Source organism: Micromonospora sp. H33, assembly GCF_052068455.1.
Classification (GTDB): Bacteria; Actinomycetota; Actinomycetes; order Mycobacteriales; family Micromonosporaceae; genus Micromonospora.
Genome location: NZ_JBQHDE010000001.1, coordinates 384,981 through 409,684 on the forward strand (window position 1 = coordinate 384,981; position 24,704 = coordinate 409,684).

The 24,704-nt window shown below is 69.9% G+C and carries 19 protein-coding genes and 1 tRNA gene; 5 read left to right on the forward strand and 15 right to left on the reverse strand.

The genetic code is table 11. The features are described from left to right. Window positions 1–329: 329 nt before the first annotated feature. Window positions 330–683 (reverse strand): winged helix-turn-helix transcriptional regulator, encoded by a 354-nt coding sequence (locus ACTMS0_RS01835; RefSeq protein WP_441153980.1) that lies wholly within the window; start codon window positions 681–683, stop codon window positions 330–332. A 125-nt stretch (window positions 684–808) separates the two neighbouring features. Here ACTMS0_RS01835 and ACTMS0_RS01840 point away from each other — a divergent pair, with 125 nt between their 5' ends. Continuing rightward, complete coding sequence (locus ACTMS0_RS01840) at window positions 809–1,657, forward strand: SDR family oxidoreductase (RefSeq protein ID WP_441153309.1); 849 nt, start codon at window positions 809–811, stop codon at window positions 1,655–1,657. Between the two features lie 105 nt (window positions 1,658–1,762). Here the strand turns inward: ACTMS0_RS01840 and ACTMS0_RS01845 are convergent, their stop codons facing one another. The 7 genes from ACTMS0_RS01845 to ACTMS0_RS01875 form a co-directional block, all read right to left on the reverse strand. Continuing rightward, window positions 1,763–2,740 carry a zinc-binding dehydrogenase gene (locus tag ACTMS0_RS01845; RefSeq protein ID WP_441153310.1) on the reverse strand — a complete coding sequence of 326 codons (978 nt, stop codon included), beginning with the start codon at window positions 2,738–2,740 and terminating at the stop codon, window positions 1,763–1,765. 129 nt (window positions 2,741–2,869) lie between these two features. Beyond that, window positions 2,870–3,478: a hypothetical protein gene (locus ACTMS0_RS01850; protein ID WP_441153311.1), complete on the reverse strand. Its 609-nt coding sequence runs from the start codon at window positions 3,476–3,478 to the stop codon at window positions 2,870–2,872. A gap of 241 nt (window positions 3,479–3,719) precedes the next feature. Next, window positions 3,720–3,795: transfer RNA gene (locus ACTMS0_RS01855), tRNA-Arg, on the reverse strand. Window positions 3,796–3,945: 150 nt separating this feature from the next. Next, window positions 3,946–4,149, reverse strand: a complete 204-nt coding sequence (locus ACTMS0_RS01860; protein ID WP_210908447.1) for a cold-shock protein — start codon at window positions 4,147–4,149, stop codon at window positions 3,946–3,948. A 195-nt stretch (window positions 4,150–4,344) separates the two neighbouring features. Further along, window positions 4,345–5,772 (reverse strand): DEAD/DEAH box helicase, encoded by a 1,428-nt coding sequence (locus ACTMS0_RS01865; RefSeq protein ID WP_441153312.1) that lies wholly within the window; start codon window positions 5,770–5,772, stop codon window positions 4,345–4,347. A gap of 963 nt (window positions 5,773–6,735) precedes the next feature. Beyond that, on the reverse strand, window positions 6,736–7,065 hold the full coding sequence (locus ACTMS0_RS01870) for a DUF4193 domain-containing protein (RefSeq protein WP_441153313.1): 330 nt from the start codon (window positions 7,063–7,065) through the stop codon (window positions 6,736–6,738). Window positions 7,066–7,781: 716 nt separating this feature from the next. Next, entirely contained in the window at window positions 7,782–8,465 is a 684-nt protein-coding gene (locus ACTMS0_RS01875; RefSeq protein WP_441153314.1) for a helix-turn-helix transcriptional regulator, read from the reverse strand. 111 nt (window positions 8,466–8,576) lie between these two features. Between ACTMS0_RS01875 and ACTMS0_RS01880 the strand changes: the two genes are divergently transcribed. The 3 genes from ACTMS0_RS01880 to ACTMS0_RS01890 all read left to right on the forward strand — a co-directional run bounded on the left by ACTMS0_RS01880 (window position 8,577) and on the right by ACTMS0_RS01890 (window position 11,022). Continuing rightward, window positions 8,577–9,020: a hypothetical protein gene (locus ACTMS0_RS01880; protein WP_441153315.1), complete on the forward strand. Its 444-nt coding sequence runs from the start codon at window positions 8,577–8,579 to the stop codon at window positions 9,018–9,020. Window positions 9,021–9,094: 74 nt separating this feature from the next. Continuing rightward, a complete protein-coding gene (gene folE, locus ACTMS0_RS01885) occupies window positions 9,095–9,733 on the forward strand; it encodes a GTP cyclohydrolase I FolE (RefSeq protein ID WP_441153316.1) in 639 nt (212 codons plus the stop codon). A gap of 32 nt (window positions 9,734–9,765) precedes the next feature. Continuing rightward, complete coding sequence (locus ACTMS0_RS01890) at window positions 9,766–11,022, forward strand: NAD(P)/FAD-dependent oxidoreductase (protein ID WP_441153317.1); 1,257 nt, start codon at window positions 9,766–9,768, stop codon at window positions 11,020–11,022. 77 nt (window positions 11,023–11,099) lie between these two features. Here ACTMS0_RS01890 and ACTMS0_RS01895 read toward each other — a convergent pair whose 3' ends face one another. The 6 genes from ACTMS0_RS01895 to ACTMS0_RS01920 all read right to left on the reverse strand — a co-directional run bounded on the left by ACTMS0_RS01895 (window position 11,100) and on the right by ACTMS0_RS01920 (window position 22,084). Further along, window positions 11,100–15,386, reverse strand: a complete 4,287-nt coding sequence (locus ACTMS0_RS01895) for a discoidin domain-containing protein (protein WP_441153318.1) — start codon at window positions 15,384–15,386, stop codon at window positions 11,100–11,102. Window positions 15,387–15,551: 165 nt separating this feature from the next. Further along, the gene (locus ACTMS0_RS01900) at window positions 15,552–17,195 is read right to left on the reverse strand and encodes a glycoside hydrolase family 13 protein (RefSeq protein ID WP_441153319.1); all 1,644 of its coding nucleotides are present in this window, start codon (window positions 17,193–17,195) and stop codon (window positions 15,552–15,554) included. 42 nt (window positions 17,196–17,237) lie between these two features. Further along, window positions 17,238–18,125: a carbohydrate ABC transporter permease gene (locus tag ACTMS0_RS01905; RefSeq protein ID WP_441153320.1), complete on the reverse strand. Its 888-nt coding sequence runs from the start codon at window positions 18,123–18,125 to the stop codon at window positions 17,238–17,240. A 13-nt stretch (window positions 18,126–18,138) separates the two neighbouring features. Beyond that, the gene (locus ACTMS0_RS01910) at window positions 18,139–19,095 is read right to left on the reverse strand and encodes a carbohydrate ABC transporter permease (protein ID WP_441153321.1); all 957 of its coding nucleotides are present in this window, start codon (window positions 19,093–19,095) and stop codon (window positions 18,139–18,141) included. Window positions 19,096–19,176: 81 nt separating this feature from the next. After that, window positions 19,177–20,556, reverse strand: a complete 1,380-nt coding sequence (locus tag ACTMS0_RS01915; protein ID WP_441153322.1) for an ABC transporter substrate-binding protein — start codon at window positions 20,554–20,556, stop codon at window positions 19,177–19,179. A 502-nt stretch (window positions 20,557–21,058) separates the two neighbouring features. Continuing rightward, window positions 21,059–22,084 carry a LacI family DNA-binding transcriptional regulator gene (locus ACTMS0_RS01920; protein ID WP_441153323.1) on the reverse strand — a complete coding sequence of 342 codons (1,026 nt, stop codon included), beginning with the start codon at window positions 22,082–22,084 and terminating at the stop codon, window positions 21,059–21,061. A 302-nt stretch (window positions 22,085–22,386) separates the two neighbouring features. Here ACTMS0_RS01920 and ACTMS0_RS01925 point away from each other — a divergent pair, with 302 nt between their 5' ends. Beyond that, entirely contained in the window at window positions 22,387–23,469 is a 1,083-nt protein-coding gene (locus tag ACTMS0_RS01925; protein WP_441153324.1) for a glycoside hydrolase family 19 protein, read from the forward strand. A 65-nt stretch (window positions 23,470–23,534) separates the two neighbouring features. Here ACTMS0_RS01925 and ACTMS0_RS01930 read toward each other — a convergent pair whose 3' ends face one another. Continuing rightward, entirely contained in the window at window positions 23,535–24,641 is a 1,107-nt protein-coding gene (locus tag ACTMS0_RS01930; RefSeq protein ID WP_441153325.1) for a magnesium and cobalt transport protein CorA, read from the reverse strand. Window positions 24,642–24,704: the final 63 nt, after the last annotated feature.

A 24,704-nucleotide genomic window follows, 5' to 3' on the forward strand; every position in this document is an offset into this window, starting at 1 on the left:
CGGGGCGGCTCGCCCACCCTGGACGCGCGGCGGCGGCCGGCGATGGTCCCGCCGGCCGCCACCGCGTCCCTGTGGCCGGTCCGGTGGACCGGCGGCCTGCGCCGGCCCCTGAACCGACGCGAGGGAGAAGCAGGATGCGTACCGATGCCGGACGCGCCCCCTCGATCGCGTCCGACCTCCGGCACATGTGACGGCCTGAGCCGTTGCGGCCACGCCGTCGTTAGAAGGAAGCCTATTCCCGGGGGGACAGGAATCGCGCGGACGGCGGGCGCAGCGCCTTCGGGCCGAATTTCGTTACATCGGTGCTCTGTCCAGCCCGGAGGCCGTCCTCAGCGGGCGTCGTAGCGGGCGCGGGCCGCCTCCACCTCCGCGAGGTGCGTGGTGGCCCAGGACCCCAGCCCAGCGACCAGGTCGAGCAGGCTCCGGCCCAGGTCGGTGAGTGCGTAGTCGACCCGGGGCGGCACGCTGGCGTACACGGTACGGGTGACCAGGCCGTCGCGTTCCAGCGCGCGCAGGGTCTGGGTGAGCATCTTCTGGCTCACCCCCTCGATCCGCTGGGCCAACTCGCCGTACCGCTTCGTGCCCTCGGCAAGAGTGAGCACCACCAGCACGCTCCACCGGTCGCCGATGCGGTCGAGCACCTGGCGACTGCCACATTTCCGGCTGTAGACGTCCGACTCCATCTCCACACTCTCCCGCAGGTGCGTCACGCACTTCAAGGTGCCTACTCTCCAACGGGAAGTGACGGCAGGTTGTTCCGGTTGGAGACGTACGTCAGACCCCGCCTCACAACACTGGAGTTCCTCAGATGTCGATCGTCGTCACCGGGGCCACCGGCCACCTGGGCCGCCTCATCGTCACCTCGCTGCTGGACCGGGGCGTACCGGCCGACCAGGTCGTGGCGCTCGGCCGGGACACCAGCCGCCTCGCCGACCTGGCCGCGCGCGGCGTCACCGTCCAGCAGGCCGACTACAACGACCCCGACTCGCTGCGCACCGCCTTCGCCGGGGCGACGAAGCTGATGTTCGTCTCCGGCAACGAAATCGGCCGTCGGGTCGAGCAGGCGCGCAACGTGGTCGCCGCCGCCGAGGAGGCCGGCGTCGAGCTCATCGCCTACACCAGCATCCCCAAGGCGGACACCTCCAGCCTCATCCTGGCCGTGGACCACCGGGGCACCGAGCAGGAGATCGCCGCGTCCGGCCTGCCGTACGTCTTCCTGCGCAACAGCTGGTACTTCGAGAACTACCTGCCGCAGATCCCCACGTACCTGGAGTACGGGGTGACCGGCGCAGCCGGTGACGGCCGGATCAGCGCCGCCGCCCGCGCCGACTACGCGGAGGCCGCCGCCGCGGTGCTCACCACCGAGGGGCACGCCGGCCGGACGTACGAGCTGGGCGGCGCGCCATTCACCATGACCGAGTTCGCCGAGAATCTGTCCCGGCAGACGGGCCGGCAGGTCGGCTACACCGACCTGCCGGTGGAGAAGTACACGGAGGTCCTGGTCGGCGCGGGTCTCCCCCAGCCGTACGCGGAGGTGCTCGCCGACGGCGACCGGGGTGCCGCCGCCGGTGAGCTGGAGGTCGCCGGCGACGACCTGGAGCGGCTGATCGGCCGTCGCCCGACCACCCTGGCCGAGGCGCTCCGCGCGGCACTCTGACGGCCGTCCGTACGACGCGTCGTCCCGCCGCCCGGTCGTGCTGACCCGGGCGGCGGGAGGCCTCGGCCGGCTCAGGAGAGGTCCACGTCGCAACCGCCAGCCGGGTCACCGCGGCACGGTCAGCACCACCTTGCCGAGCGCCCGGCGCCCCTCCAGGTCCGCGTGCGCCCGGGCCGCGTCCGCCAGGGGGTACGTCGTGACCAGCGGCCGCCACCAGCCACGGCCGGCCAGCTCCAGTGATCGGGCGGCCAGACCGGGGATCCCGCCGGGCAGGGCGCGCATCCGCTGCCCCAGCCACCCGGCGGTGAGACCGCGCCCGATCAGGTCGGCGGTCTCGATCCGGGTCGCCTCGCCGGCCGACCAGCCGAACATCATGAACCGCCCACCCGGATTCAGCAGCTCCAGGGCCGCCCGGCCGACCGCGCCGCCGACCCCGTCGTACACCAGGGTCACGCCGCCGAACCGCTCGCGTACGCGGTCCGCCCAGTCCGGGCGCCCGTAGTCCACCACGAGGTGTGCGCCGAGGCCGTCCAGCGCCGCCGTCCGCTCCGCGCCGCGTGCGGCCGCCACCACCGTGGCCCCGGCGTGCCGCGCGGCCTGGACCAGCAACCACCCGACACCGCCGGCGGCCGACGGGACGAGGACCACGTCGTCCGCCGCCGGCCGTTCCAGCTCGACGATGCCGAGAGCGGTCCGGCCCGTGCCGACCGCGGCCACCGCCTCGGCGAAGGTCAGCCCCTCGGGTACAGGGAACAGCGTCCCGACGGCGGTCACCGCCTGCTCGGCGTACCCGCCGGGGACCATGCCGAGGTGGGCCACCACCCGTCGACCCAACCAGTTGTCGTCAGCGCCGGGCCCGAGGGCGTCGACGATCCCGGCGACCTCACGGCCGGGGATGGTGGGCAGCTCGGGCAGCGGGAGCGGACCGCCGGCCTCGCCGCGCCGCAGGGTGGTGTCGAGCAGGTGTACGCCGCTCGCCTCGACGGCGAGGCGTACCTCGCCCGGGCCGGGCGTGAGGTCGGGCAGTTCGTCCAGGACGAGATTCTCGGCGGGACCGAATTCGTGGAGCCGGATCGCGTGCATGATCCGATCCGACAACCTGAACCACGGTTGAGGTCAAGGGTTCAGGGGGTCGGCTCCCTCACCCTGACCGCGGTCTCCAACAGATCCCGCAGCCCCGGGCGCCTCCTCGCCGTCGCGTCGTGGGACGACCTACCGCTCCGCGCGGTGCGCGCAGCGCGGGGCAGGATCTGCACCGGCCACGATGAACTCTTCACACGTGAGGAAGCGGTCATTGAAGTGGCCGACGAGGAAGCCGATCAGCGCCACGGTGGTGACGATCGCCGCCAGGATGACCTTGAGGCGGCGGCCCGGGAGGGTGAAGTAGTTGGGTGCGAGTAACCGGACGACGATGGCCGCGACGAACGGCACCACCGCGACGGTAGCGACGCTCAGCACGTGATCAGCGGTCTGAGCCACGGCCCCGAAGGGGCGCGGCACGGCGAGGCGTAGCAGCCAGAGCCCAATCGGGGGCAGGAAGAAGAGCAGCACCCAAGAGTGGGTGTGCACCCGGCGGCGTAGGAGGAGAGCGCTCAGGAGCACGACGAGGGACAGCACGAACAGGTCCTGCCGCCGGTAGTAGAAGATGGTCCGGTGCGTGCCGAAGGCGAACGCAACATCCCAGGCCAACAGTGTGGCGCCAAACGCGATCGCGTAGAAGCCCCCCAGCTTCTGCTCCGCCGTCCCCCGTAAGAGGTCATCCCCCTCGGTAAGCTTTCGCGACTTGTCGGCGACTCGTTTGGCCGAACCTTCTCCGTTCATGCCCCTGCCTATCGTGCTCGCCGCCCAGCCATGGCAGTTCAACGTCTCCCGGCCAGCGGCAAAGGGAGCGCGAGGAGCGAACGGGCGGCTGGATGCCCACGACCTCTATGCCCGTAACGACGGCGAGGCGCTTCGCGCTTCGGTCCAGGCCGCCGGATGAGCTTGGACGGGCACGACCCGGCATGCAACGGGCACGGAAGCCCCCGGAGGGGGCAGATGATTGGTGATCAAGGATGGGACCTGGTGCCCCCGGCAGGATTCGAACCTGCGACACACGGTTTAGGAAACCGATGCTCTATCCCCTGAGCTACGAGGGCGCGAGGGCCCAGCCTACCTGCCACCGGGTGCCCACGAGTACCCAGGAGTACCGCGTGTGCTCACCGGTGCCAGCCGCCCGCTGCTCCGGGTCTCAGCCACCGCCGTGGCGACGGGCGAAGCCTCGTCGCCACGGTATGGCGGAGTCAACGTCAGACCAAACGGATGTTGGCGGCCTGAAGGCCCTTCTGGCCCTGCTCGACGTCGAACTCGACCCGCTGGTTCTCGTCCAGGCTGCGGAACCCGCTCGATGAGATGGCGGAGAAGTGGGCGAAGACGTCAGCGCCCCCACCATCCTGCGCGATGAAGCCGAAGCCCTTGTCCGCGTTGAACCACTTGACTGTGCCGAAAGCCATGTCTTCTCCTCTGAGTAGCTGATGGAGCAGGTACGGGCCCTCGGTCGTCGCCGCTGCTGGTCTGGAAGAACCGGCAGAACAAAAAGCGCCTGGCGGGTTAGATACCCACCAGGCGCTGGCAAAGTATGCGACAAACCGAAGGTTACAACCCGGTGAGGCTAGCACGGGCGCGCCGCCAGTGCGGTGTCTTCGCTGTCAGCGCTGACCGCGCCGGCTACCAATCCGCGTGCCGGATGAGAACGCCGCCGCGCCCCGTGGCGCGGACGTGGTTCCCGCGGCACCCGCCCGACGACTTTCCGAGCCTCTCCCGCGCACTGCGCTGGCGGTCGATCCGCCCGTCGCTGTGCGGGGATCCGGGCGCCGCGTGGCGGTGTGCCCTCGTCCGTGATGCGGCGCCGCCGTCGCTACGGGAGGCGTCACGAAGCGGCGCTCACCCGGGGCGAGTTCGGTGAGCAGCGAGTCACCGGGCCCAAGCCGGGTGATCGTCGGGTTGATGCCGGCCTGGCGGGTGAGGTCGCGCACGTCGGTGACCTGGTCGTCGGTCATCAGGGTGACGACGGTGCCGCTCGCTCCGGCACGCGCGGTCCGCCCCGAGCGGTGCAGGTATGCCTTGTGCTCGGCGGGCGGGTCGGCGTGGATCACGAGAGCAACGTCGTCGACGTGGATACCGCGCGCCGCGATGTCGGTCGCGACAAGCGTGCGGGCGTCGCCGGCGGAGAACGCCGCCAGATTGCGGGTACGGGCGTTCTGCGCCAGGTTGCCGTGCAGCTCCACGGCGGGCACGCCCGAGGCGACCAGTTGACTGGTCAGCTTCTTGGCGCCCCGCTTGGTGCGGGTGAATACGAGCGTGCGCCCCGGGGCGGCCGTCAGGTCGATCAGGACGGGGAGCCGGTCATCGTGACGCACCCGGAGCACGTGGTGGGTCATCGCGGCGACCGGGGACATCGCCGAGTCGACGCTGTGGGTGACTGGGTTGGACAGGTACCGCCGCACGAGGACGTCGACGCCCGCGTCGAGCGTCGCCGAGAACAGCAGCCGCTGGGAGCGGGGCGGCGTCTTGTCGAGGAGTCGCCGTACGACCGGCAGGAAGCCCAGGTCGGCCATGTGGTCCGCCTCGTCGAGCACCGTGACCTCGACGGCGTCGAGGATCGCGTGGCCGGTCGACACGTGGTCGGCGAGCCGGCCGGGACAGGCGATGAGGATATCGACCCCGGCACGCAGTGCACCGACCTGTGGCCGGGCGCTCACCCCACCGAAGATCGTCAAGGTCCGCAGCGACAGCGCGGTGGCCAGCGGTGCGATCGTCGCTTCGATCTGGGTCGCCAGCTCGCGAGTGGGCGCCAGGATGAGCGAGCGCGGGCGGCCGGGCAGCCGCGGAGACGTGGCGGCCGAGAGCCGGGCGAGGACCGGGAGAGCGAAGGCGTATGTCTTGCCCGATCCCGTCCTGCCACGACCCAGCACGTCGCGTCCGGCGAGTGAATCCGGGAGGGTCGCGGCCTGGATCGGGAATGGCGCGCTGATGCCCGCCTGCTCGAGCGCGGCGACCAGGCGGCCGGGCACGCCGAGGTCGGCGAAGGAGGTGGGTGTGACAAGGGGTGTCTTGCTGGGGCGGCGTGCCGCCATGGGAGTCTCCGAACGTGGAAGGGGCCGCCCTGCACGGCGCTGACCGATTGGTCGCGGCGCGTGGTGGTCGACATCAGATGCAGGCCGTGGTCGGAACCGGCGGACTGGTTGATCAATCTACCCGCACCCCGGGCCCAAGCCGTACACGATGGCTTTTTGGGTTAGGGTTCGGCGGACCGAGCGAGACGGATCCAACGCCCCCGGCGTGCCCGCCCCGCTCATTTCCGCACCCGGCTTGCATGTGCGAGCGGGTGAGTCGCGCGTTGGCGCGCAAACTTGGAGCAGCTGTTGACTGATGTAACCGGGCGTGACTCGAATTTGTTCCGTGAAGTACCGGGAGCAGATGCGCCTTTCGACCACACACCTGCCGTCGACGTAGGTTCGGCCGCGATGACCCGCCTGCGCACCCCGTTCCGTGTCGAGGGTGACGCCGATCGGAAGCCGACGACCGCGCCCATCGCCGCTCGTTAGGCATCACGACGACACGGAGCCCAGCCGGTAAGGGCTACCACGCGTGTCGGTTCGACGCCTCACAGGTACCGACGTCCTGTGCAGGTGGATGCACGTCTCCACGACCGGACCACCGGATGGGGCGGCGGCGGTGGACCGCCACTCGGCCTTGCCCCGCATACATCGTCGCGTCGGCCCACAATTCGTGGTTTCCCGATCACACCGACCGTCTTCCCAAGATCATTATGGTTCGTCTTTCCGCAGTCGTGTTATACGGTCAGCAGGTGAGAATCGAGCGTCACTGGTGGAACGGGGACCGGAGTTCGCGGGGGCGTCGCGACGTCTACATCCGCACCGACGGCCAGCGATGGGAAGTAGAGGCGCAGACCGGCGGCATCGCAGGCCGGTCGAAGCTACATGCCTGTCCGAGTCGGGCCTCTGCGGCGATCCTCGCCGACGCATGGCTGGGTGGTCGCCCGGAGTGGCGGGAACTGACGCCCTGACAGTGGGACGTCAGGAGCACTCCTGGCAGACCTCCCGGCCGTCGGGCTGCGCGGCGAGCTGACTGCGGTGGTGCACCAGGAAGCAGCGCACGCATCGAAACTCGTCCGGCCGTATCGGCACGACCGCCACGGTCAGTTCCTCGCCGGACAGGTCCGCGCCGGGCAACTCGAAGTTCTCGGCAGCCTCGGCCTCGTCGAGGTCGACTCTCGCTGACTGCGACGCCGCGCCGCGCGCCTTGAGTTCCTCCAGGCTGTCGTCTTCAACCTCAGCGGCGGGTCGGCGCGGTGCGTCGTAATCGATCGGCTTGCTCATCGTGATGGCCTCTCCGGCTTGGTTCATGGGTGTCGCGACGGTAGACCGCGGGGTCATGTCGTGGCGCTCAAGAGAGCGGTGGAAGGGTAGCGCTCGCCCTACGAGGCGAGGGGCGCCATCGGCAGTGATCGCCATCCCGGCGGAGTATGACTTCGCACTCCGCATCGACATCGTGCATGCCCCAAGCGCCCCGGGCGTACGCGAGAGACGGGTGCGCACGGTACGGCACGAGTGCCTCGGCGGGCTCCTGATCTACTACCCCCGGCACTACTGACGACCCTGGCCGAATACGTCATGCACTACAACGCGCTGCTCCCCCGCCACCATCGCTGCGGACCACCGGGAGTCGTGTGCCGACGAAGGCTCCACCAACGGATCAGCCGCTTCGGCGGTTACCCCACTGGCGCGGGCTCTGGACCGAGCCTCGGCCGCCGAGGTGCTGACCCTTTGCATACGGTTGAGGCGAGGCGACCTTGCCCTTCGCGCGTCGGGCAGCCCGATTTGCGTAAACGGCAGGCTCGTCGGTCTCGGTCTCGGCCGTGGTTGGCGTGTCGGCGTCCTCGGCGTGGCGGTCGGGATCGGGCTCAAGCTCCGGCATCGGTATCTCCCTGGATTCGTGGGGCGCCCTATGGACCATCGCCAGCCGGCGGACGCGGACTGCTCGACGCCGGTGTGGGCGCCTTGACGGTATCGCAACGCCGAGCCCGTCCGATCGACGGTCCGTGGGCCCGCGGGTGGCAACGTCATGCGGCGTCGATGGTGACGCAGCATCTGCCGGGTCCGGGGTCCAGCCGGGCGCACCGGTCGCCGGGGCCGAGTTCGTCGAGCAGTCCGGTTATCAGGTCCAGGTTCATGCCGCAGACCAGCTGGGTGTAGTCCTTGGCGAGGCTGTGGAAGGGGCAGTTGGCGAGGAGGGTGCGGTCGGCGACGCAGTGCGGTTCGTACCCGTTGCGCGCCAGTACCGTGTTGACCGCCTCAACCGGCGGCATGCCGTCCAGGTCGTCTGGGGTTTGGCCGAGGCGGCGGCCGATGGCTGTGGCCGCCCGCCGAAGGGCTTCATCGACGGCGAGGCGGTCCCGGACGGCGATGGTGATCGTCTCGGCCATGACGCGGCTCGCAAGGTCGTACCGGCGCTCGGGCAGCGTCACCGAGATCTCGCGGTCCGCTCGGCGGTAGAGCTTGGCGGGCCGGCCCGCTCCAGGGCCGCCGCGGCCGGGCGGCCGCCGGTACTCCACGTCGAGCAATCCGTCGGCGACGAGCCGGTCGAGGTTGAACTTGGCTACGTGATGGGCCACGCCAACCGCTGCCGCGGCCTGTTCCCGGTTGACCGGCTCGGCCTGCGAGACGACGTAGCTGTACAGCTGACGGCGCACCGGCTCGCTCAACGCCGCGACGCTGGCCACGTCGGCCGCGAAGTCCTCGGACATCCCTCACCTCCCCCGGCCCTCATCATCCACCACTCTAACAGACACGGCTATTGACGTAAGAAGATTTCGCCCTCTAACGTCTAACCAACTACCCGTTAGAAGGGGTTCGCCATGACCAACACCGCCGCACGACAGGGTTCCTCCGACATCGCCAGGCAGGTGCGGACAGACCCGGTGGTCCAGGCCTTCTGGCTGCTGCGAATCGGGTTCACCGTCGCGCCGATCCTGTTCGGCCTGGACAAGTTCGCCGGTCTGCTGACCGACTGGGACGGCTACCTCGCTCCCGCGATCGACCGCCTAGTGCCCGGCTCGGCGCACCAGGCGATGCTCGCGGTCGGCGTCATCGAAATCGTCGCCGGCATCGCGGTAGCGGTGCTCCCGCGCTTCGGCGGTTATCTCGTGGCCGCGTGGCTCGGCGGCATCATCGTCAATCTGCTGCTGCTGGGCAACTTCTACGACGTTGCCCTGCGCGACTTCGGTCTGCTGCTCGGTGCCCTCACCCTCGCCCGCCTCGCCACCGCGGTCGATGCCACCAGGTTCCTCGGCCGCCGATGACCTCAGCTCACCACCGGTTCACCGCTGGCCGCGGATCGGCGCGGCCAGCGGTCACCAAGCCGTCGGGAGACGTCATGACCAGCACCGCCTCGACGAGGGAACACGACGACGACGTGGCGTTCCGGGCGCCGCATCTTCGGCTTGCCCGTGACGTCACTGCCATCGACGTGGACGCCGCCGCCGACGCCGTCCGAGACCTGTTGCGAGCCCTCGGACAGGACATCGAATCGGAACACCTGCTCGGCACTCCACGCCGGGTGGCTGCCGCCTACGCCGAACTGCTCAGCCCCGAGCCGTTCAACCTCACAACGTTCCCCAACGACGACCGCTACGACGAACTCGTGCTGGTCCGGGCGGTCCCGTTCCGCTCGTTGTGCGAGCACCACCTGCTGCCCTTCCACGGATCCGCGCACATCGGCTACCTGCCAGGCGAGCGGATCGTGGGGTTGTCCAAGCTGGCACGCGTCGTCGAGCACTTCGCCTGCGGCCTGCAGGTGCAGGAACGCCTGACCCAGCAGATCGCCAACTGCCTCCAGCAGAACCTGCGCGCCAAGGGCGTTGCCGTGGTGCTGGAAGCCGAACATCTCTGCATGTCGCTGCGCGGCGTCCGCTCCACCGGAGCCCGGACGGTCACCTCGGCGTTGCTCGGTCTGCACCGCGATCACGCCGCCACGCGGGCTGAATTCTTCGCCCTCACCGGCGTACGGTGCTGACCATCATCGATCGAATCTCGGGAAGGAGAGCCATGACCAGCACGCAGACATTCGTCATCGTCGGTGGAGGGCTCGCCGGTGCCAAGGCGGCCGAGGCACTGCGCGACCGCGGGTTCGACGGGCGGATCCTGATCATCGGCGCGGAGCCGGTGCGCCCGTACGAACGGCCACCGCTGTCCAAGAACTACCTCACGCGTGAAGCCGGCGTGGACTCGGTGTTCGTGCACGAAGACGGCTTCTACGCCCGACACGCCATCGAGCTGCGCACCGCCACGACGGTGACCGGCCTCGACCCGGCTGCTCACACCATGACCCTGAGCGACGGCACGACCCTCCGCTACGACAAGGCGCTCCTGGCGACCGGCTCCGAACCGCGGCGCTTGACCGTACCCGGCGCGAAGCTGCCCGGGGTGCACTACCTGCGCACCCTGGCCGACGCCGACGCCCTGTCCGCGGCGGCCGACACCGCAACGTCGGTGGTCATCATCGGCGCCGGATGGATCGGTGCCGAGGTCGGCGCCTCACTGCGCCGCCGGGGGCTGCCCGTCGCGTTGCTCGATACCGCCACCGTGCCACTGGAGCAGGTCCTGGGTCGCGAGGTCGGCGAGGTCTATCGGGCACTGCACGCCCGTAACGGAGTCGCACTGCACCTCGGTGACAGTGTGGTGGCACTGCACGGAGACCGTCACGTCGAAGCGGTCGTCACGACCAGCGGCCAGCGCCTCGCCGCCGACCTGGTGGTCGTGGGCATCGGAGCCACGCCGCGCACCGCGCTCGCCGCCGACGCCGGGCTCGCCGTCGACAACGGAGTCCTCACCGACGAGTTCCTCCAGACCAGTCACCCCGACGTGTACGCAGCCGGGGACATCGCCCGCGCCTGGCACCCGCTGTTCGAGGCCCGGCTGCGCGTCGAGCACTGGGCGAACGCCCTCAACCAGGGCGCGACCGCCGCAGCCAACATGCTCGGTGTGAACCAGCCCTACGCCCGCATCCCGTACTTCTTCTCGGACCAGTACGACCTCGGCATGGAGTACGCCGGCCACTGCCCGGACTGGGACGCGGTCGTGTTCCGCGGCGACCCCGCCTCGGGAGAGTTCCTCGCGTTCTGGCTACGCGATCAGGTCGTCTGCGCGGCGATGAACGCCAACGTCTGGGACGTCAACGACGACCTCCAGACGCTGGTCCGGCAGCGGGCACGGATCTCGCCGGACCGGCTGACCGACCGCGAGGTGCCGCTCACCGAACTAGTCGCCGAAGCAACGCGGGCCGCCGGAGCGGCAACGCAGTAGGCACGTGGAGGAGCCCGCTTTCACCAGAGAGGGGTGCCGTCGGGAAGCGGCTTCCCGACGGCGCCCCTCAGCCACGGTCAGTTGCGGTGGATGGTGAAGGTTGTCGTGGTGTTGCGGATGTCCTGCCAGTTGTCGCTCAACCGCAGGTTCGTGAAGGTGGCCGACCCGACCGCCGGCCCCTGACCCGCCTCCGGCATCTCGTTGACCCAGATGCCGAAGCCCGACTTGGCGTCGAAGGCGTCACCGCTGCGGCGCGCACCGGTGATCGACACGTTCGTGAAGACGGTGTCGGTGATCGGGTTCTCCGGCTGGCTCCCGGTGTACTTGGTCTGGAACATGATCCCGGAGTACGTGGGGTCGACGATGTCCACGTCCGAGACGCGGATGCCGCGGAACTCCTTCGACGCCGAGAAGACCCAGATCGCCGGGAAGGTCTGCGCGCCCCAGAAGTGGCCGCCGGCCCGGACGAGCGAGATGTTCTCGAACCGGGTGGGCGGGCTGGCCCCGAACCCGATGAACGGGTAGCCGAAGTCCAGCGAGCTGATCGTGATGCCGGAGTACGTGAGCATGTCCGCGATGTACAGGTTGCGGAACACGTTGTCGTGGCCCCCGTACACCGCGATTCCCGCCGCCCGCCAGGTCAGCGTGGCGGTGAGGTTCTCGAAGACGTTGCCGTGGTTGCCGGTGGTGGCTCCCTGGTCGGTCGCCGAGAACAGCGCGAACGCGTCGTCGCCGTTGGATCGCCCCTCCGAGTTGGCGACGCGGTTGTTGGTGCTGCCGTTGGTCATGTTCACCGCGTCGGCGAACGTGTTGCGGAACCGGCTGTTGGTGATCGTCAGCCCGCTGACGCTCACCCCCCAGTACGCGCAGACCGTGTGCTCGACCCAGACGTTGTCGAGGGTCAGGTTGTCCACGTCCTTCAGCTCGCCCCAGACCTTGCCCGGCCCGTCCTGGCGGACGGTGTAGTTGCCGAAGAAGGCCAGGTGGGAGAAGGACGACCCGCTCGCCGAGGGCTCCACCCGGAAGCCGGCATCGGTGTTCCGCTGGCTGGTCGGTGTCCGGAAGCGGGTGAACCACATGCCCGCGCCGACGACCTGCACCGGCTTGCCGTACACCTGGAACTTCTGGGCGGTCTCGTACGTGCCGGCGGGCAGGTAGACGCCGACCAGGGTGCCGCTCGTGTCCATCCGGACCCGGTCGAACGCGTTCTGCATGTCGGCGTGGCTGAAGCCGGTCGGCTCCACGTACCGGGCCGGGTCGGGGTTGGCCCGGGGTGCGACCTGCTCCAGGTTGACGAAGTCGATGGCGTACGTGGTGGTGTTGGCCGGGTCCTTCTGCAACCGGATCCGGCTGCCGGCGGGGATGGTCGAGTTCAGCAGCACGTTCGCCTCGTCGTAGATGTGCCGGGGCGGGCCGGCGCTCGGCGAGTCGCTGGGGCTGGCCTCGGCGCCGTAGAGCCAGATGTGCCGGCTGGTCAGGTTGATCGGCTTGTGCAGGACACCGTTGACGTAGATGTTCAGCGTGGCGTCGATGCCGCCGCCGCCCGGGGCGTCCGGGATGGAGAAGCGGGTGACCAGGGCGTTGGCGTCCGCCTTGGTGGTCCACTCGACGTACGCGCCGGTGCCGTTGAGCGTCACCGCCCGCCGCCCGGACGCTTCGCCGGCGAGGTCACCGATGGTGCGGTTCGGCCCGACCACCTGCGCCCCGCCGCCGAGGGTGCCTTCCTCCGCCTCGTACATGTCGTACGGCAGGTTCGCGCCGCGGCCGACGAACAGCGGTCGCTCGCTGGTGTTGTTCGCCCGCTTCACCGGCAGTTCGTTGGCGTCGTCGGCGAGCACCACCCGGACCGTGTACCGGCCGTTGGCCGCGGTCCACGTACCCAGGTTGACCGGGCCGGCGATGGCGCCGGCGGCGATGGTGCCGGTGTACGAACCGGTCAGGGTCCGGACCACGCTGCCCGCGTCGTTGAGCACGGTCAGGGTGATGCCGTGGGCTCCGCCCGCCGAGGCGACGGTGCCCTGGTTGCGCAGGGTGACGGCGAAGCTGACCGTCGCGCCGGCGCTCGGTGTGCCGGGCGACCAGGTCACCGCGGAGGCGACCAGGTCGGAGCTGGCCACCGGGCTGACGGTCAGGGCGGAGGAGCTGGTGTGCCGGTTGTTCGCCTCGTCCTGCTCGATCACCGTGTTCCCCGGGTCCACCGTGGCGGCGAGTTCGTAGCTGCCGGCGTTGCGGGGGCCGATGGTGGTGGAGACGGTCGCGGAGGCGCCGGCCGCCAGGACACCGACCGGCGCCGTGCCGACGGTGGTCGTACCCAGGTGGAAGCCGACGGTGGTGGCGGCCGAGGGCGCGGTGCCCGCGTTGCGCACGGTGGCGGACAGGGTGATCTGGTCGGTCTCCACCGGCGCGGCCGGGGCGTGGGTGACGCCGGTGACGACCAGGTCGGGGTTGGGTGCCGGGGTGCCGATGACCTGGAGTTCGGCGACCTGCCCGTTGGGCGCGCCCGTGTTGGCGCTGAACTGGAGCCGGACGTCCGCCGCGGTCGCGGAGACCGGGATGGTCACGCTGTTGCTGCTGGCCGGGCTGAACGAGTAGGTCGCCGAGCCGACCAGCGTGGTGAAGCCGCTCGCCGACTGCTCCCGGCCGAGCACCTGGAAGGTCTGGGTGCGCGGGCCCCAGGCCGGGTCCGGGTTCAGTTTGACGACGACGGCGCTGACGGTCGCGTTGGCGCCGAGCGCGACGGTGAGGGTGCTCGGGTACGCGCCCGGCGCGCCCTCCCAGTAGGTGGTCACGTCGTCGTCGACGGCGTTGGCGGCGGTGAACACGTGCACCGTCGAGGAGGCGGTGGCCGGCTTGCCGACGGCCAGGTTGCTGCCGCCCGGCGTGCTGCCGGTGCGGGTCACCGTGTTGCTGGTGGCCGAGACGTTCCCGGCGGCGTCCCGTGCCCGGACGAAGTACGAGACGGTGGCCGTGTCCGGCTGCGTGTCGGTGTACGCCAGGGTGGACCCGTTCACGCTGCCACGCAGGGCGTTGTTGGCGTAGACGTCGTAGCCGGTGACCCCGACGTTGTCCGTGGACGCCGTCCAGGTCAGCCGGATCTGGCCGGCCGCCGGTTGGGTGTGGGCGAGGTTGCCGGGCGCGGTGGGCGCCATGGTGTCGCCGGTGCTGCCGGTCCGGGTCACCGTGTTGCTGTTGGCGGACTCGTTGCCCGCGGCGTCGCGCGCCCGGACGTGGTAGGTGACGGTGGCGCCGGCCGGCTGGGTGTCGGTGAAGGTCAGCGTGCCGCCGCCGACGCTGGTACGCAGGACGCCGTTGGCGTAGACGTCGTACCCGGTCACTCCGACGTTGTCCGTCGACGCCGACCAGGTCAGCCGGATCTGCCCGCCGGCGGGCTCGGTATAGGCGAGGTTGGTCGGCGCGGACGGCGGCTGGGTGTCGCCGGTGGCCGGGCCGTACACCTCGAACTCGCTGATCTGTCCGGCGGGCCAGGCGGTGTTGGCGGTGAAGAGCAGGCGCAGGTAGCGGGTGGTCGCCGCGGTGAAGGAGATCGTGACGGTGTTGTTCGCGCCCGGGGTGAAGGCGTACCCGGCGGAGGCGACCAGGGTGCCGAAGGTCGAGCCGGTGGTGCTGCCCTGCACGGTGAGGGTCTGGGTCCGTGCCTCCCAACCGCTGGGCAGCTTCAACACCAGCCGGTTGACGCTCACCGCGGCGCCCAGGTCGACCTGGAGCCACTGCGGGAAGGCGTTGTTCCGGCTCTCCCAGTACGTGCCCGGGTTGCCGTCGTTGGCGTTGGCCGGGGCGTAGACGTCGGCGTGGCCGCTGGCGGCCATCGTCCGACCGAGCGCGAGGTTGGTCGAGGAGGTGGCGGCGCCGTACACCTCCAGCTCGGCGAGCTGGGCGGCCGGCCAGCCGGTGTTCGCGGTCACCGCCACCCGGACGAATCGGGTGCTGGTGGCCGGGAAGCCGATGGTGACGGTGTTGCCGCCGGCCGGGCTGAACGACCGTCCGGCGGAGGAGACGATGGTGCTGAAGCCGCTGCCGTCGCTGCTGCCCTGCACCGCGAGCGTCTGGGTCCGTGCCTCCCAGCCGGCGGGCAGCTTGAGCCGGACCTCGTCGACCGAGATGGCGGAGCCCAGGTCGACCTGCACCCACTGCGGGAAGGCGCCACTGCTCTCCCAGTAGGTACCGGCGTTGCCGTCGGTGACGTTGGCCGCGGCGTACGGGCCGTTGACACTGCTGGCCGTGGTGGGGCGGCCGGCGGCGAGGTTCGGGCCGCCGGCGGCGAGCGCCGGGGGTGCGGGCGCCGCCGTGACGGCCAGGCCGAGCGCGGCGAGCATCGCGACCAGTCGGGTACGGAATCTGGACATGGTGGGGTTACACCTTCTTCCGGGACGTGGAGAAGCGTGTGCGGGGTGTGGTGGGTTCCGTGCGGATGGTGGAACGGACCGCCCCACGCGGTCCGGCGCGACGGTGTCGTACCTCCTGTTTCCTCGGGTGGGCGTGCGCCGCGGTGGAATCAGTCGCGGGGCGGGTCAGGTCGCCAGCGCTGTTTCGGGGGTACGCAGCCAGACGGCGGTGTCCGGCGGCAGCAGGTCGTCGTCGAGCGGCCCGCTGGCGAGCAGCCGCTCGGTGTACGGCGGCAGCGGCACCGCCGTCGTGGAGAGGTTGACCAGGCAGGTGAAGCCGGGATCACGCCGGAACGCGAGCACTCCGTCCGGGGCGGGCAGCCAGGTCATCCCGCCGTCGCCGAGCGCCGGGTCGGCCCGACGGACGGCGATGGCGGCCCGGTACAGCTCCAGCATCGAACGCCCGTCGCCGGCCTGTGCGGCGGCGGTCCGGTCCTTCCAGTCCGCCGGCTGGGGCAGCCAGGGCGTCGTGGTCGCGCCGTCCGGGCTGAAGCCGAACGGGGGCGTCTCGCCGGACCAGGGCAGCGGGACGCGGCAGCCGTCCCGACCCGGGTCGATCCGACCCGAGCGTTCCCACATCGGATCCTGGCGCAGCTCGTACGGAATGTCCTCGACCTCCCAGAGACCCAACTCCTCGCCCTGGTAGACGTAGGCGGCACCGGGCAGTGACAGTGACAGCAGCGCGGCGGCCCGGGCCCGGCGGGTGCCCAGCTCCAGGTCGGTCGGGATCCCCTCCCGCTTCGCCGCGAAGCTGAACGTGGTGTCCGCGCGGCCGTACCGGGTGACGTGCCGGGTGACGTCGTGGTTGGAGAGCACCCAGGTGGCGGGCGCTTCGACCGGCGCGTGGGCCGTCAGCGTGCCGTCGATGCTCTCGCGCAGCGCGGCGGCGTCCCAGGCGCAGCCGAGGAAGTCGAAGTTGAACGCCGCGTGCAGCTCGTCCGGGCGCAGGTAGTTGGCGAACCGCTGCCGGTCCGGCAGCCACACCTCACCGATCAGGGCCCGGTCGCCGGGGTACGCGTCGGCGACCCGCCGCCAGTCCCGGTAGATCTCGTGCACCCCGTCGAGGTCGTGGAACGGGTGCGGCTGCTCCGGCAGGATCTCGGGCAGCGTCGAGTCCTTGACCAGCAGCCCGGCCGAGTCGATCCGGATGCCGTCCACCCCGCGGTCGAACCAGAACCGCAGGATGTCCTCGAACTCGGCGCGCACCCGCGGATGGTCCCAGTTGAAGTCCGGCTGTTCCGGGGCGAAGAGGTGCAGGTACCAGTCGCCGGGGGTGCCGTCCGGATTGGTGGTCCGGGTCCAGGTCGGACCGCCGAACTCGCCGACCCAGTCGGTGGGGGGCTGGTCGCCGTCCGGACCCCGGCCCGGGCGGAACCAGAAGAGGTCCCGCTCGGGCGCGCCCGGCCCGCCGGCGAGGGCCGCCTGGAACCAGGGGTGCGCGTCGGAGCAGTGGTTCGGCACCACGTCGACGATGGTCCTGATGCCGAACGCGTGTGCCTCCGCGATCAGCGACTCCGCCTCCGCCAGCGTGCCGAAGACCGGGTCGATGTCGCGGTAGTCGGCCACGTCGTAGCCTGCGTCAGCCATCGGGGAGGGGTACCAGGGGCTGAACCAGATCGCGTCGATGCCGAGCGCGGACAGGTAGCCCAGCCGGGACCGGATACCGGCGATGTCGCCGATGCCGTCACCGTTGCCGTCGCCGAAGCTACGTGGGTACACCTGGTAGATCACCGCTCCACGCCACCACGGACGATCGTCTGCTGTGGACACGAGCACCTGCTTTCTGCGTCGATACGTCGGGCCCCGTCCGGGCTATCCCTTGAGGCTTCCGGTGGTCAGCCCGGACATGATGTTGCGTTGGAAGATCAGGAAGATGATGACGGTCGGTATCGCGGCGATCACCGACGCGGCGATCACCACGTTCATCGGCGTACCACCGGCGAAGGCGTAAATGCCGACGCTGACGGTCCGGGTCTCGGGCGACGGCATGACCAGCTTCGGCCAGAGGAAGTCCTTCCAGACCGCGGTCACGGCGAAGATCGAGACCACGCCGAGGATCGGGCGCGACATGGGCAGGATGATCGACCAGAGCGTGCGCAGCGGCGTCGCCCCGTCCATGAGGGCCGCCGCCATCAGATCGTCCGGGATCGAGTCGAAGAAGCGCTTCAGCAGGAAGATGTTGAACGCGTTGGCGACCAGCGGCAGCCAGATCGCGAACGGTGAGTCGAGCAGGCTGATGTGCAGGATCGGCAGGTCGATCACCGTCACGTACTGCGGGACGATGAGGACCATCGCCGGGATCATCAGCGTCGCCAGCATCAGGCCGAGGATCACGTTGCCGAAGATCGGTCGAAGCTTCGACAGGGAGTACGCCGCGGCGGTGTCGAGGACGAGTTGGAACAGCACCGCGCCGGCCGCGTAGTAGAACGTGTTGAACAGCAGCTTGGCGAGGTCCAGGTTGTTCCACGCGTCGACGTAGTTCTGCCACTGCGGGTCCTGCGGGAACAGCGACGGTGGCGTCTGCGCGATCTCCTGGCCGGACTTGAGCGCGCCGGTGACCATCCAGTAGAGCGGGCCGAGGAAGACGAGCGTGAACCCGATGATCACGATCGCCAGCACCATCCAGTAGATCGCCCTGCCGCGCCCCCGCCTGAGCTGGGCCTGGGAGATGAGGGTCCGGGTCCCGGAGTCCTGTGCCATGGGTTGTCCCGTCCTAGTCCTGTTTCGCGGTCAGCCGCACGTAGACGGCGGAGAAGCCGGCCAGCACCACGAGCATGATCACGCCGAGCGCCGCGGCGCCGTTGAGGTCGTTCTGGAAGAACCCGTGCTGGTAGATGAGGTACGCCACCGAGGTCGCCGAGTCCTCCGCGCCCGCGCCGTTGGCGAGGATCAGAGGCTCGATGAAGAGCTGCATGGTGGCGACGATCTGCAGCATCGCCAGGAGCGCGAGGATCAGCCGGGTCTGCGGGATGGTCACGTGCAGGATCCGCCGCCAGATCCCCGCACCGTCGAGCTCGGCCGCCTCGTAGAGCTCACCGGGGATGTTCTGCAGCGCCGCCAGGTAGATCAGCACGGCGCTGCCCATGTTCATCCAGGTCGACGCGATCACCATCGCCGGCATGGTCATCTCAGGGGACTGCATCCACTGCGATGTCGGCAGGTGCAGGGCCTTGAGGATCGCGTTGAAGAGCCCCGCCTCGCTGGGGTCGTACGCGTAGAACTTGAAGAGGAAGAGTGCCGAGGCCGGCGGCAGCATCACCGGCAGGTAGACCAGGATCCGCAGATACCCCTTGGCGTGGCGGAACTCGTTCAGCAGGATCGCCACGAAGAACGGCACCGCGTACCCGAGGACGAGCGCGAGGACCGTGAAGTAGAAGGTGTTCTTCCAGGCGGTCCAGAAGCTGGGGTCGTCGAGGATCCGTACGTAGTTGTCCCAGCCGACCCAGGTGGTCTCGCCGCGCCGGGTGCGCTGGAAGCTCATGACGATGCCGCGGACCATCGGGTACCAGGAGAAGACCACGAAGCAGAGCACCGCACCGATCAGGAACGTGTGCCCGGTGAGGTTGTCCCGTACCTTGCGGGCGACGCTCGTACGCCGCGGCCCGGCCGGGGACGGCGACACGGGGCGACCGGTTGCTCTGATGGTCCCCGGGGCAGAGGTGATCGCCAAGGCAACTCCTGGTGAGTCAGTGACCGGACGGTGCGGCGCGGACGGTGTGGGGGCCGGCGTGCCGGCCCCCACCCGAACGGATCAGCTCTCGGCGGCGAGGAGCTGGTTGACCTTGCCTTCGGCCGTCTTGAGCAACGCGTCGATGTTCGCGTTCGGGTTCGTCAGCACCCCGGACATCGCCGCGTCGAGCACCGCGTAGACCGCCTGCGCGTTGCGCGGCTCACCCTTGATCGGCACCGGGTTCGCCTCGAAGATCGCGAAGTTCGCGGTGTCGACGTTCGCGTTGGCCTTGCGCAACTCGAGTTCCTGCTTCTGCGCGTCGCTGCCGTTGGCGAAGAGCAGTGGCTGGGGCAGGCCGACGGGGTAGTTCTGCGGCTTGGCCCGGACGTAGTCGAGCTGGCCCTTGCCCGGCGTCAGCTTCTGGTAGGCGATCCACTTCAGACCGGCCTTGACCTGCTCCGGGGAGAGGCCCTTCTTGAAGAAGTAGCCCTCGCCACCACCGAGCGTCCCCAACGCCTTGCCGTCCTGGCCGGGCAGCGGTCCCATCGCCCAGTCCTGGAACTTGCCCTGGAACTGGCTGACGATCGCCTGGGTGGTGTCCGGTGCGCCGATGAACATGCCCACCTTGCCCGCGGCGGCGTTGGTCAGCAGGTCGCCCCACTGCAGCAGCTGGCGGCTGCCCATGCTGTTGTCGCCGTACCGCATGTCCTTGAGGTTCTGCAGGACCTGCCTGCCCATCGCGTTGTTGAAGTCGGCCTTCGTGCCGTCGGCGGTCAGCACCTGGCCGCCCTGCGAGTAGAGCAGGGAGGTGAAGTGCCAGCCTCCGGTGTTGCCGGCGCTGTACTCCGCGTAGCCGGCGATGCCGTTGCCGAGCGCGGAGATCTTCTTGGCGGCCTCCCGGACCTCGGGCCACGTCTTGGGCGGGTTGTTCACGTCGAGCCCCGCCTGCTGGAACAGGACCTTGTTGTAGACCAGGCCCATCGAGTAGTTCTTCACCGGGACGCCGTAGAGCTTGCCGCCGTCGCTGAACACCTCCTTGAGCGCCGGGTCGACGCTGTCCCAGGTCGGGATCGTGTCCTTGTTGGCGTACTCGGTGATGTCCATCGCCTGACCGGAGTCCAGCACCTGCTGGAGGTCGGTCATGTACCCGTAGAACACGTCGGTCACCGTGCCGCCAGCCAGGCGGGCGGTGAAGTCCGGCGGGTTGTTGCACTGCTCGCCGACGCTGACGCTCTTGATGACGATGTCGGTGTTCTGCCGCTGGAACTCGGCGACATCCTCGTTCCAGTTCTGCAGCAGCTCTTTCTGGGCGCCGACCGGCTGGCAGTCGACGGTGATGGTGACCTTGCCGCTCGCATCGTTGTTCGCGTCGTCGCTCTTCGTGGAGCAAGCCGCAAGGCTGAGCCCCAGGCCGGCCACGAGCGCCAACGCCGCAGCCTTCCGGTACTGCGGTACGGACATGTGTCCATCCCTTCGGGAACGAGTGTCTCCGTGAAGTTCGCTGATCCGCGGTGAGCGCCACTGCCGCGACGCCCTGCTACTGATCGCTGTGCGCCACGCGTTCTGACTCGCTGTAACTGCCCGGAGGCCAGGTGTGAGTGGAGTCACTGTAGCGAGGCGGACTCATTTCAGCAAGACATCGATCCCATGTTGAAAGGACAGAACTTGTTACTGGCAGATCCCGACGACGGCCTGAAGGGGGATTGATATGTCCCATGTTCGGGCGCTTTGACCACGGTAGCTCTGGGCGGCCACGCTGATGGGCGGACCGCGGGCAACCGCGCGGCTCCTGCGGCACGACGCCACGGGTCCGACAACGACAGAAACGGCCGCCGACCGCGAGCAGCGGTCGACGGCCGGAGCGTCGTTCTCAGCGGCCCGGGAGGCGGTCCCTCTCCCGGTGGCCGGTCAGGGTTTCAGCGCGGCGACCAGCGGCCGCGACGGTGGTCATCGGGAAGCGCGGTCAGCGGCCCGACCGGGCCCGGCCCGGGTCGCCGGGGGCGGGCGCGGTGGAGCCGCGCACCACCAGCTCCGGCTCGAAGAGCAGTTCGTCGGCGAGCACTCCGCCACCCTCGATCTGGGTGACCAGCAGGTCGACAGCCGCCTGCCCCATCGTCTCGATGGGCTGCCGCACCGTGGTCAACGGCGGATCCGTGCAGGTCATGAACGCCGAGTCGTCGAAGCCCACCACGGACACGTCGGCGGGGACCGAGCAGCCGAGCCGGCGTACGGCACGGACGGTGCCCAACGCCAGCACGTCGCTGGCGCAGATCACCCCGGTGACCCCCCGGCGCACCAGCTTCGTGGCCGCGACCCGGGCGCCCTCCATGGAGAAGCTGGTGCGTTCCACGTCCTGGTCCGCGTCGGTCCAGCCGGCGATCCGCGCCATGGCCGCCAGTTTGCGCTGCGACGGGACGTGGTCCTCGGGGCCCAGCACCATCCCGATCCGCTCGTGGCCCAGCGACCGCAGGTGGCCGTACGCCTGCTCCACCGCCACCGCGTCGTCCGTGGAGACCCGGGGGAAGTTGAGGTCGTCCACGCCCGCGTTCACCAGCACGACCGGCAGCTTTCGGTCGGTCAGCCGCCGGTAGTGCTCGTGCGACGCGCCGCCCAGCGCGTACGACCCGCCGGCGAAGATGACCCCGGAGACCTGGTGGTCCAGCAGCATGTCGACGTAGTCGGACTCCGAGACGCCGCCGATGGTGCGCGCGCACAGTGCCGGGGTGAAGCCGCGCTGGGCGAGCGAGCCGGTGACCACCTCGGCCAGCGCCGGGAAGATCGGGTTCTGCAGTTCGGGGAGCACCAACCCCACGAGGCGGGCCCGCTCCCCGCGCAGCTTGGTGGGGCGCTCGTAGCCGAGCACGTCGAGGGCGGTCAGCACCGCCGTACGGGTCGCCTCGGACACGCCTCCGCGACCGTTCAGCACCCGGCTGACGGTCGCCTCGCTCACGCCCGCCTTCCGGGCCACCTCGGTCAGCCGCTTCGTCATTGCTGCAAGGCTACGGCAAGGGGCTGAAAGAATCGAACGTGGGTGCGCGCACCTCGCCACGGTCGTGACGTGACGGCAGCGTCGGATCCGGGCCGGGTCAGCGGCGGCGCAGCCAGGAGCGGCGGGGGCGCCGGTTCCCCCGCCGAGGTCCGGCCACCCGTCAGGGTGCGGTTGCGGCCGATCTCCGGGGGCGGCACCCGATTCACTTAATAGAAAAGTTTGTGAACAGTAGTGCTACAGTGAGCGCTGTCGATGCGTGGCACCGCGCATCGACCCGTGGATCCTCAGGAAGGAGTGATCACATGTCGAGACTGCGCGCCCTGCTCGCGGTGGCGGCGCTCACCGTCGCAGGTGGACTGGCGGCGATCGTCCCGTCGACCGCGGCGTCCGCCGCCGCCTGCGCGACCCCCTGGCAGTCCTCGGCCGTCTACACGGGCGGCATGCAGGTCTCCCACAGCGGGCGCAACTACCAGGCGAAGTGGTGGACCCAGAACGAGACGCCGCCGGGCACCACCGGCGTTTGGCAGGACCTCGGCGCCTGCGGGGGCGGGTCCACGCCACCGCCCGGCGGGAGCTGCAACCACCCGAACTGGGTCGCCGGCACCTGGTACACCGCCGGCAGCATCGTCCGGTACACCAACGGCCTGTACTACATCGCCGAGCACGACAACCCGGGCTACGACCCCACCATCAGCACCTGGTACTGGAACCCGTACACCTGCGGCAGCCAGCCGCCCACCAGCAGCCCGCCGCCCACCAACCCCGGCGGCTTCGTGGTCACCGAGGCCCAGTTCAACCAGATGTTCCCGGGCCGAAACTCCTTCTACACCTACTCCGGGCTCGTCGCCGCCCTGAGCGCCTACCCGGCGTTCACGAAGACCGGCAGCGCCACGGTGCAACGGCAGGAGGCCGCGGCGTTCCTGGCGAACGTGCACCACGAGACCGGCGGGCTCGTCCACATCGTCGAGCAGAACACCGACAACTACCCGCACTACTGCGACCGCAGCCAGCCCTACGGCTGCCCCGCCGGCCAGGCCGCCTACTACGGCCGCGGGCCGATCCAGCTCAGCTGGAACTTCAACTACAACGCCGCCGGCAACGCTCTCGGGCTGCCCCTGCTGACCAACCCGTGGCTGGTGCAGAACGACGCCGCGGTGGCCTGGAAGACCGCCATCTGGTACTGGATGACCCAGAACGGGCCCGGCCGGATGACCGCCCACACCGCCATGGTCACCGGCGCCGGGTTCGGCGAGACCATCCGCAGCATCAACGGCTCGATCGAGTGCAACGGCGGCAACCCCGCCCAGGTGCAGAGCCGCGTCAGCCGGTACCAGCAGTTCGTCGGCATCCTCGGCGTACCCGCCGGAGCGAACCTGTACTGCTGACCTCACCGACTGTGCCCCGTCGCCCCGGCCGGCGGCGGGGCACGATCGGCGTCCGCCACGACGGGTCACAGCCAGTTGCGGCTCTTGAAGGCCCGGTACAGGACGACGCAGACCAGCACCATCAGGCCGAGGGCGAACGGGTAGCCGTACCGCCACTCCAGTTCGGGCATCTGCGCGAAGTTCATGCCGTAGACGGTGCCGATGAGGGTCGGCGCGAACAGGATCGCCGCCCAGGCGGACACCCGCTTCAGTTCCTCGTTCTGCTCGTAGCTGGCGGCGGTCAGGCTCCGCATCTCCTCGTTCTGCGCCTGCGTGACCAGGGTGGAGTTGACGGTGAGGATGTTCTGCAACAGGTGCCGGAAGCCGTCGACGCGCTCGACGACCTGCGTGAGATGGTCGGTGACGTCGCGCAGCCGCCGGCGCAGTTCCTCGTCGGTGCCGTACTGGTCGAACCCGACGGTGAGCGCGTCGAGGACACCGAGCAACGGCCGGGCTGCCCGCTGGAACACGACGACCTCGCGGCTCAGCCCGTAGATGCGGCGGCTGGCGTTGGGGTCGCCGCCGAACACCTGGGTCTCGATCTCGTCGATGTCGTTCTCCAGTCCGGCGACGACCGGGGCGTACCCGTCGACCGTCTGGTCGAGGACGGCGTAGAGGACCGCTTCCGGCCCGAGCGTGAGGACCTGCGGCTCGGCCTCCATCCGCCGGCGGACCGCCACCAGATCGGGCGCCTCGCCGTGCCGGACGGTGATGACGAAGCCCGGCCCGATGAACAGGTGCAGCTCACTGAACTCGACCTCCTCCCGGTCGTCGACGTAGCGGGCGGCGCGGAGCACGACGAACAGGGTCTCGCCGTAGCGCTCCAGCTTGGGCCGCTGGTGCGCGTTGATGGCGTCCTCCACGGCCAGGTCGTGGAGTTGGAACTCGCGGGCCAGCGAGTGGATCTGCCCCCGGCCGGGCCGGTAGAGCCCGATCCAGGCCATCGCGTCGTCGAGCTCCTGCAGGCAGCGGTACGTGTCGGCGAGGGTCGCCGGTGTGGCGTGGCGGCGACCCCGGACGTAGACGGCGCTGTCGACGACGCCGCCCCGGCCGGGTGCCTCACGGGCGTGCTCGTGCTCGTCGAGGCGCCGCCCGAACCCCCCGGTCGAATGGGACCATCCGTCCCCGCCCATGCCCCTCCCGGATGTCCCGCACCGACCGGCCGGGGATCCCCGCTCCCGGACCAGTCAAACCGG

Coding starts and splice junctions, on each gene's coding strand:
- ACTMS0_RS01835 (WP_441153980.1), bottom strand. CDS start 683: ATGGAGTCGGACGTCTACAGCCGGAAATGTGGCAGTCGCCAGGTGCTC.
- ACTMS0_RS01840 (WP_441153309.1), top strand. CDS start 809: ATGTCGATCGTCGTCACCGGGGCCACCGGCCACCTGGGCCGCCTCATC.
- ACTMS0_RS01845 (WP_441153310.1), bottom strand. CDS start 2,740: ATGCACGCGATCCGGCTCCACGAATTCGGTCCCGCCGAGAATCTCGTC.
- ACTMS0_RS01850 (WP_441153311.1), bottom strand. CDS start 3,478: ATGAACGGAGAAGGTTCGGCCAAACGAGTCGCCGACAAGTCGCGAAAG.
- ACTMS0_RS01860 (WP_210908447.1), bottom strand. CDS start 4,149: ATGGCTTTCGGCACAGTCAAGTGGTTCAACGCGGACAAGGGCTTCGGC.
- ACTMS0_RS01865 (WP_441153312.1), bottom strand. CDS start 5,772: ATGGCGGCACGCCGCCCCAGCAAGACACCCCTTGTCACACCCACCTCC.
- ACTMS0_RS01870 (WP_441153313.1), bottom strand. CDS start 7,065: ATGAACCAAGCCGGAGAGGCCATCACGATGAGCAAGCCGATCGATTAC.
- ACTMS0_RS01875 (WP_441153314.1), bottom strand. CDS start 8,465: ATGTCCGAGGACTTCGCGGCCGACGTGGCCAGCGTCGCGGCGTTGAGC.
- ACTMS0_RS01880 (WP_441153315.1), top strand. CDS start 8,577: ATGACCAACACCGCCGCACGACAGGGTTCCTCCGACATCGCCAGGCAG.
- folE (WP_441153316.1), top strand. CDS start 9,095: ATGACCAGCACCGCCTCGACGAGGGAACACGACGACGACGTGGCGTTC.
- ACTMS0_RS01890 (WP_441153317.1), top strand. CDS start 9,766: ATGACCAGCACGCAGACATTCGTCATCGTCGGTGGAGGGCTCGCCGGT.
- ACTMS0_RS01895 (WP_441153318.1), bottom strand. CDS start 15,386: ATGTCCAGATTCCGTACCCGACTGGTCGCGATGCTCGCCGCGCTCGGC.
- ACTMS0_RS01905 (WP_441153320.1), bottom strand. CDS start 18,125: ATGGCACAGGACTCCGGGACCCGGACCCTCATCTCCCAGGCCCAGCTC.
- ACTMS0_RS01915 (WP_441153322.1), bottom strand. CDS start 20,556: ATGTCCGTACCGCAGTACCGGAAGGCTGCGGCGTTGGCGCTCGTGGCC.
- ACTMS0_RS01920 (WP_441153323.1), bottom strand. CDS start 22,084: ATGACGAAGCGGCTGACCGAGGTGGCCCGGAAGGCGGGCGTGAGCGAG.
- ACTMS0_RS01925 (WP_441153324.1), top strand. CDS start 22,387: ATGTCGAGACTGCGCGCCCTGCTCGCGGTGGCGGCGCTCACCGTCGCA.
- ACTMS0_RS01930 (WP_441153325.1), bottom strand. CDS start 24,641: ATGGGCGGGGACGGATGGTCCCATTCGACCGGGGGGTTCGGGCGGCGC.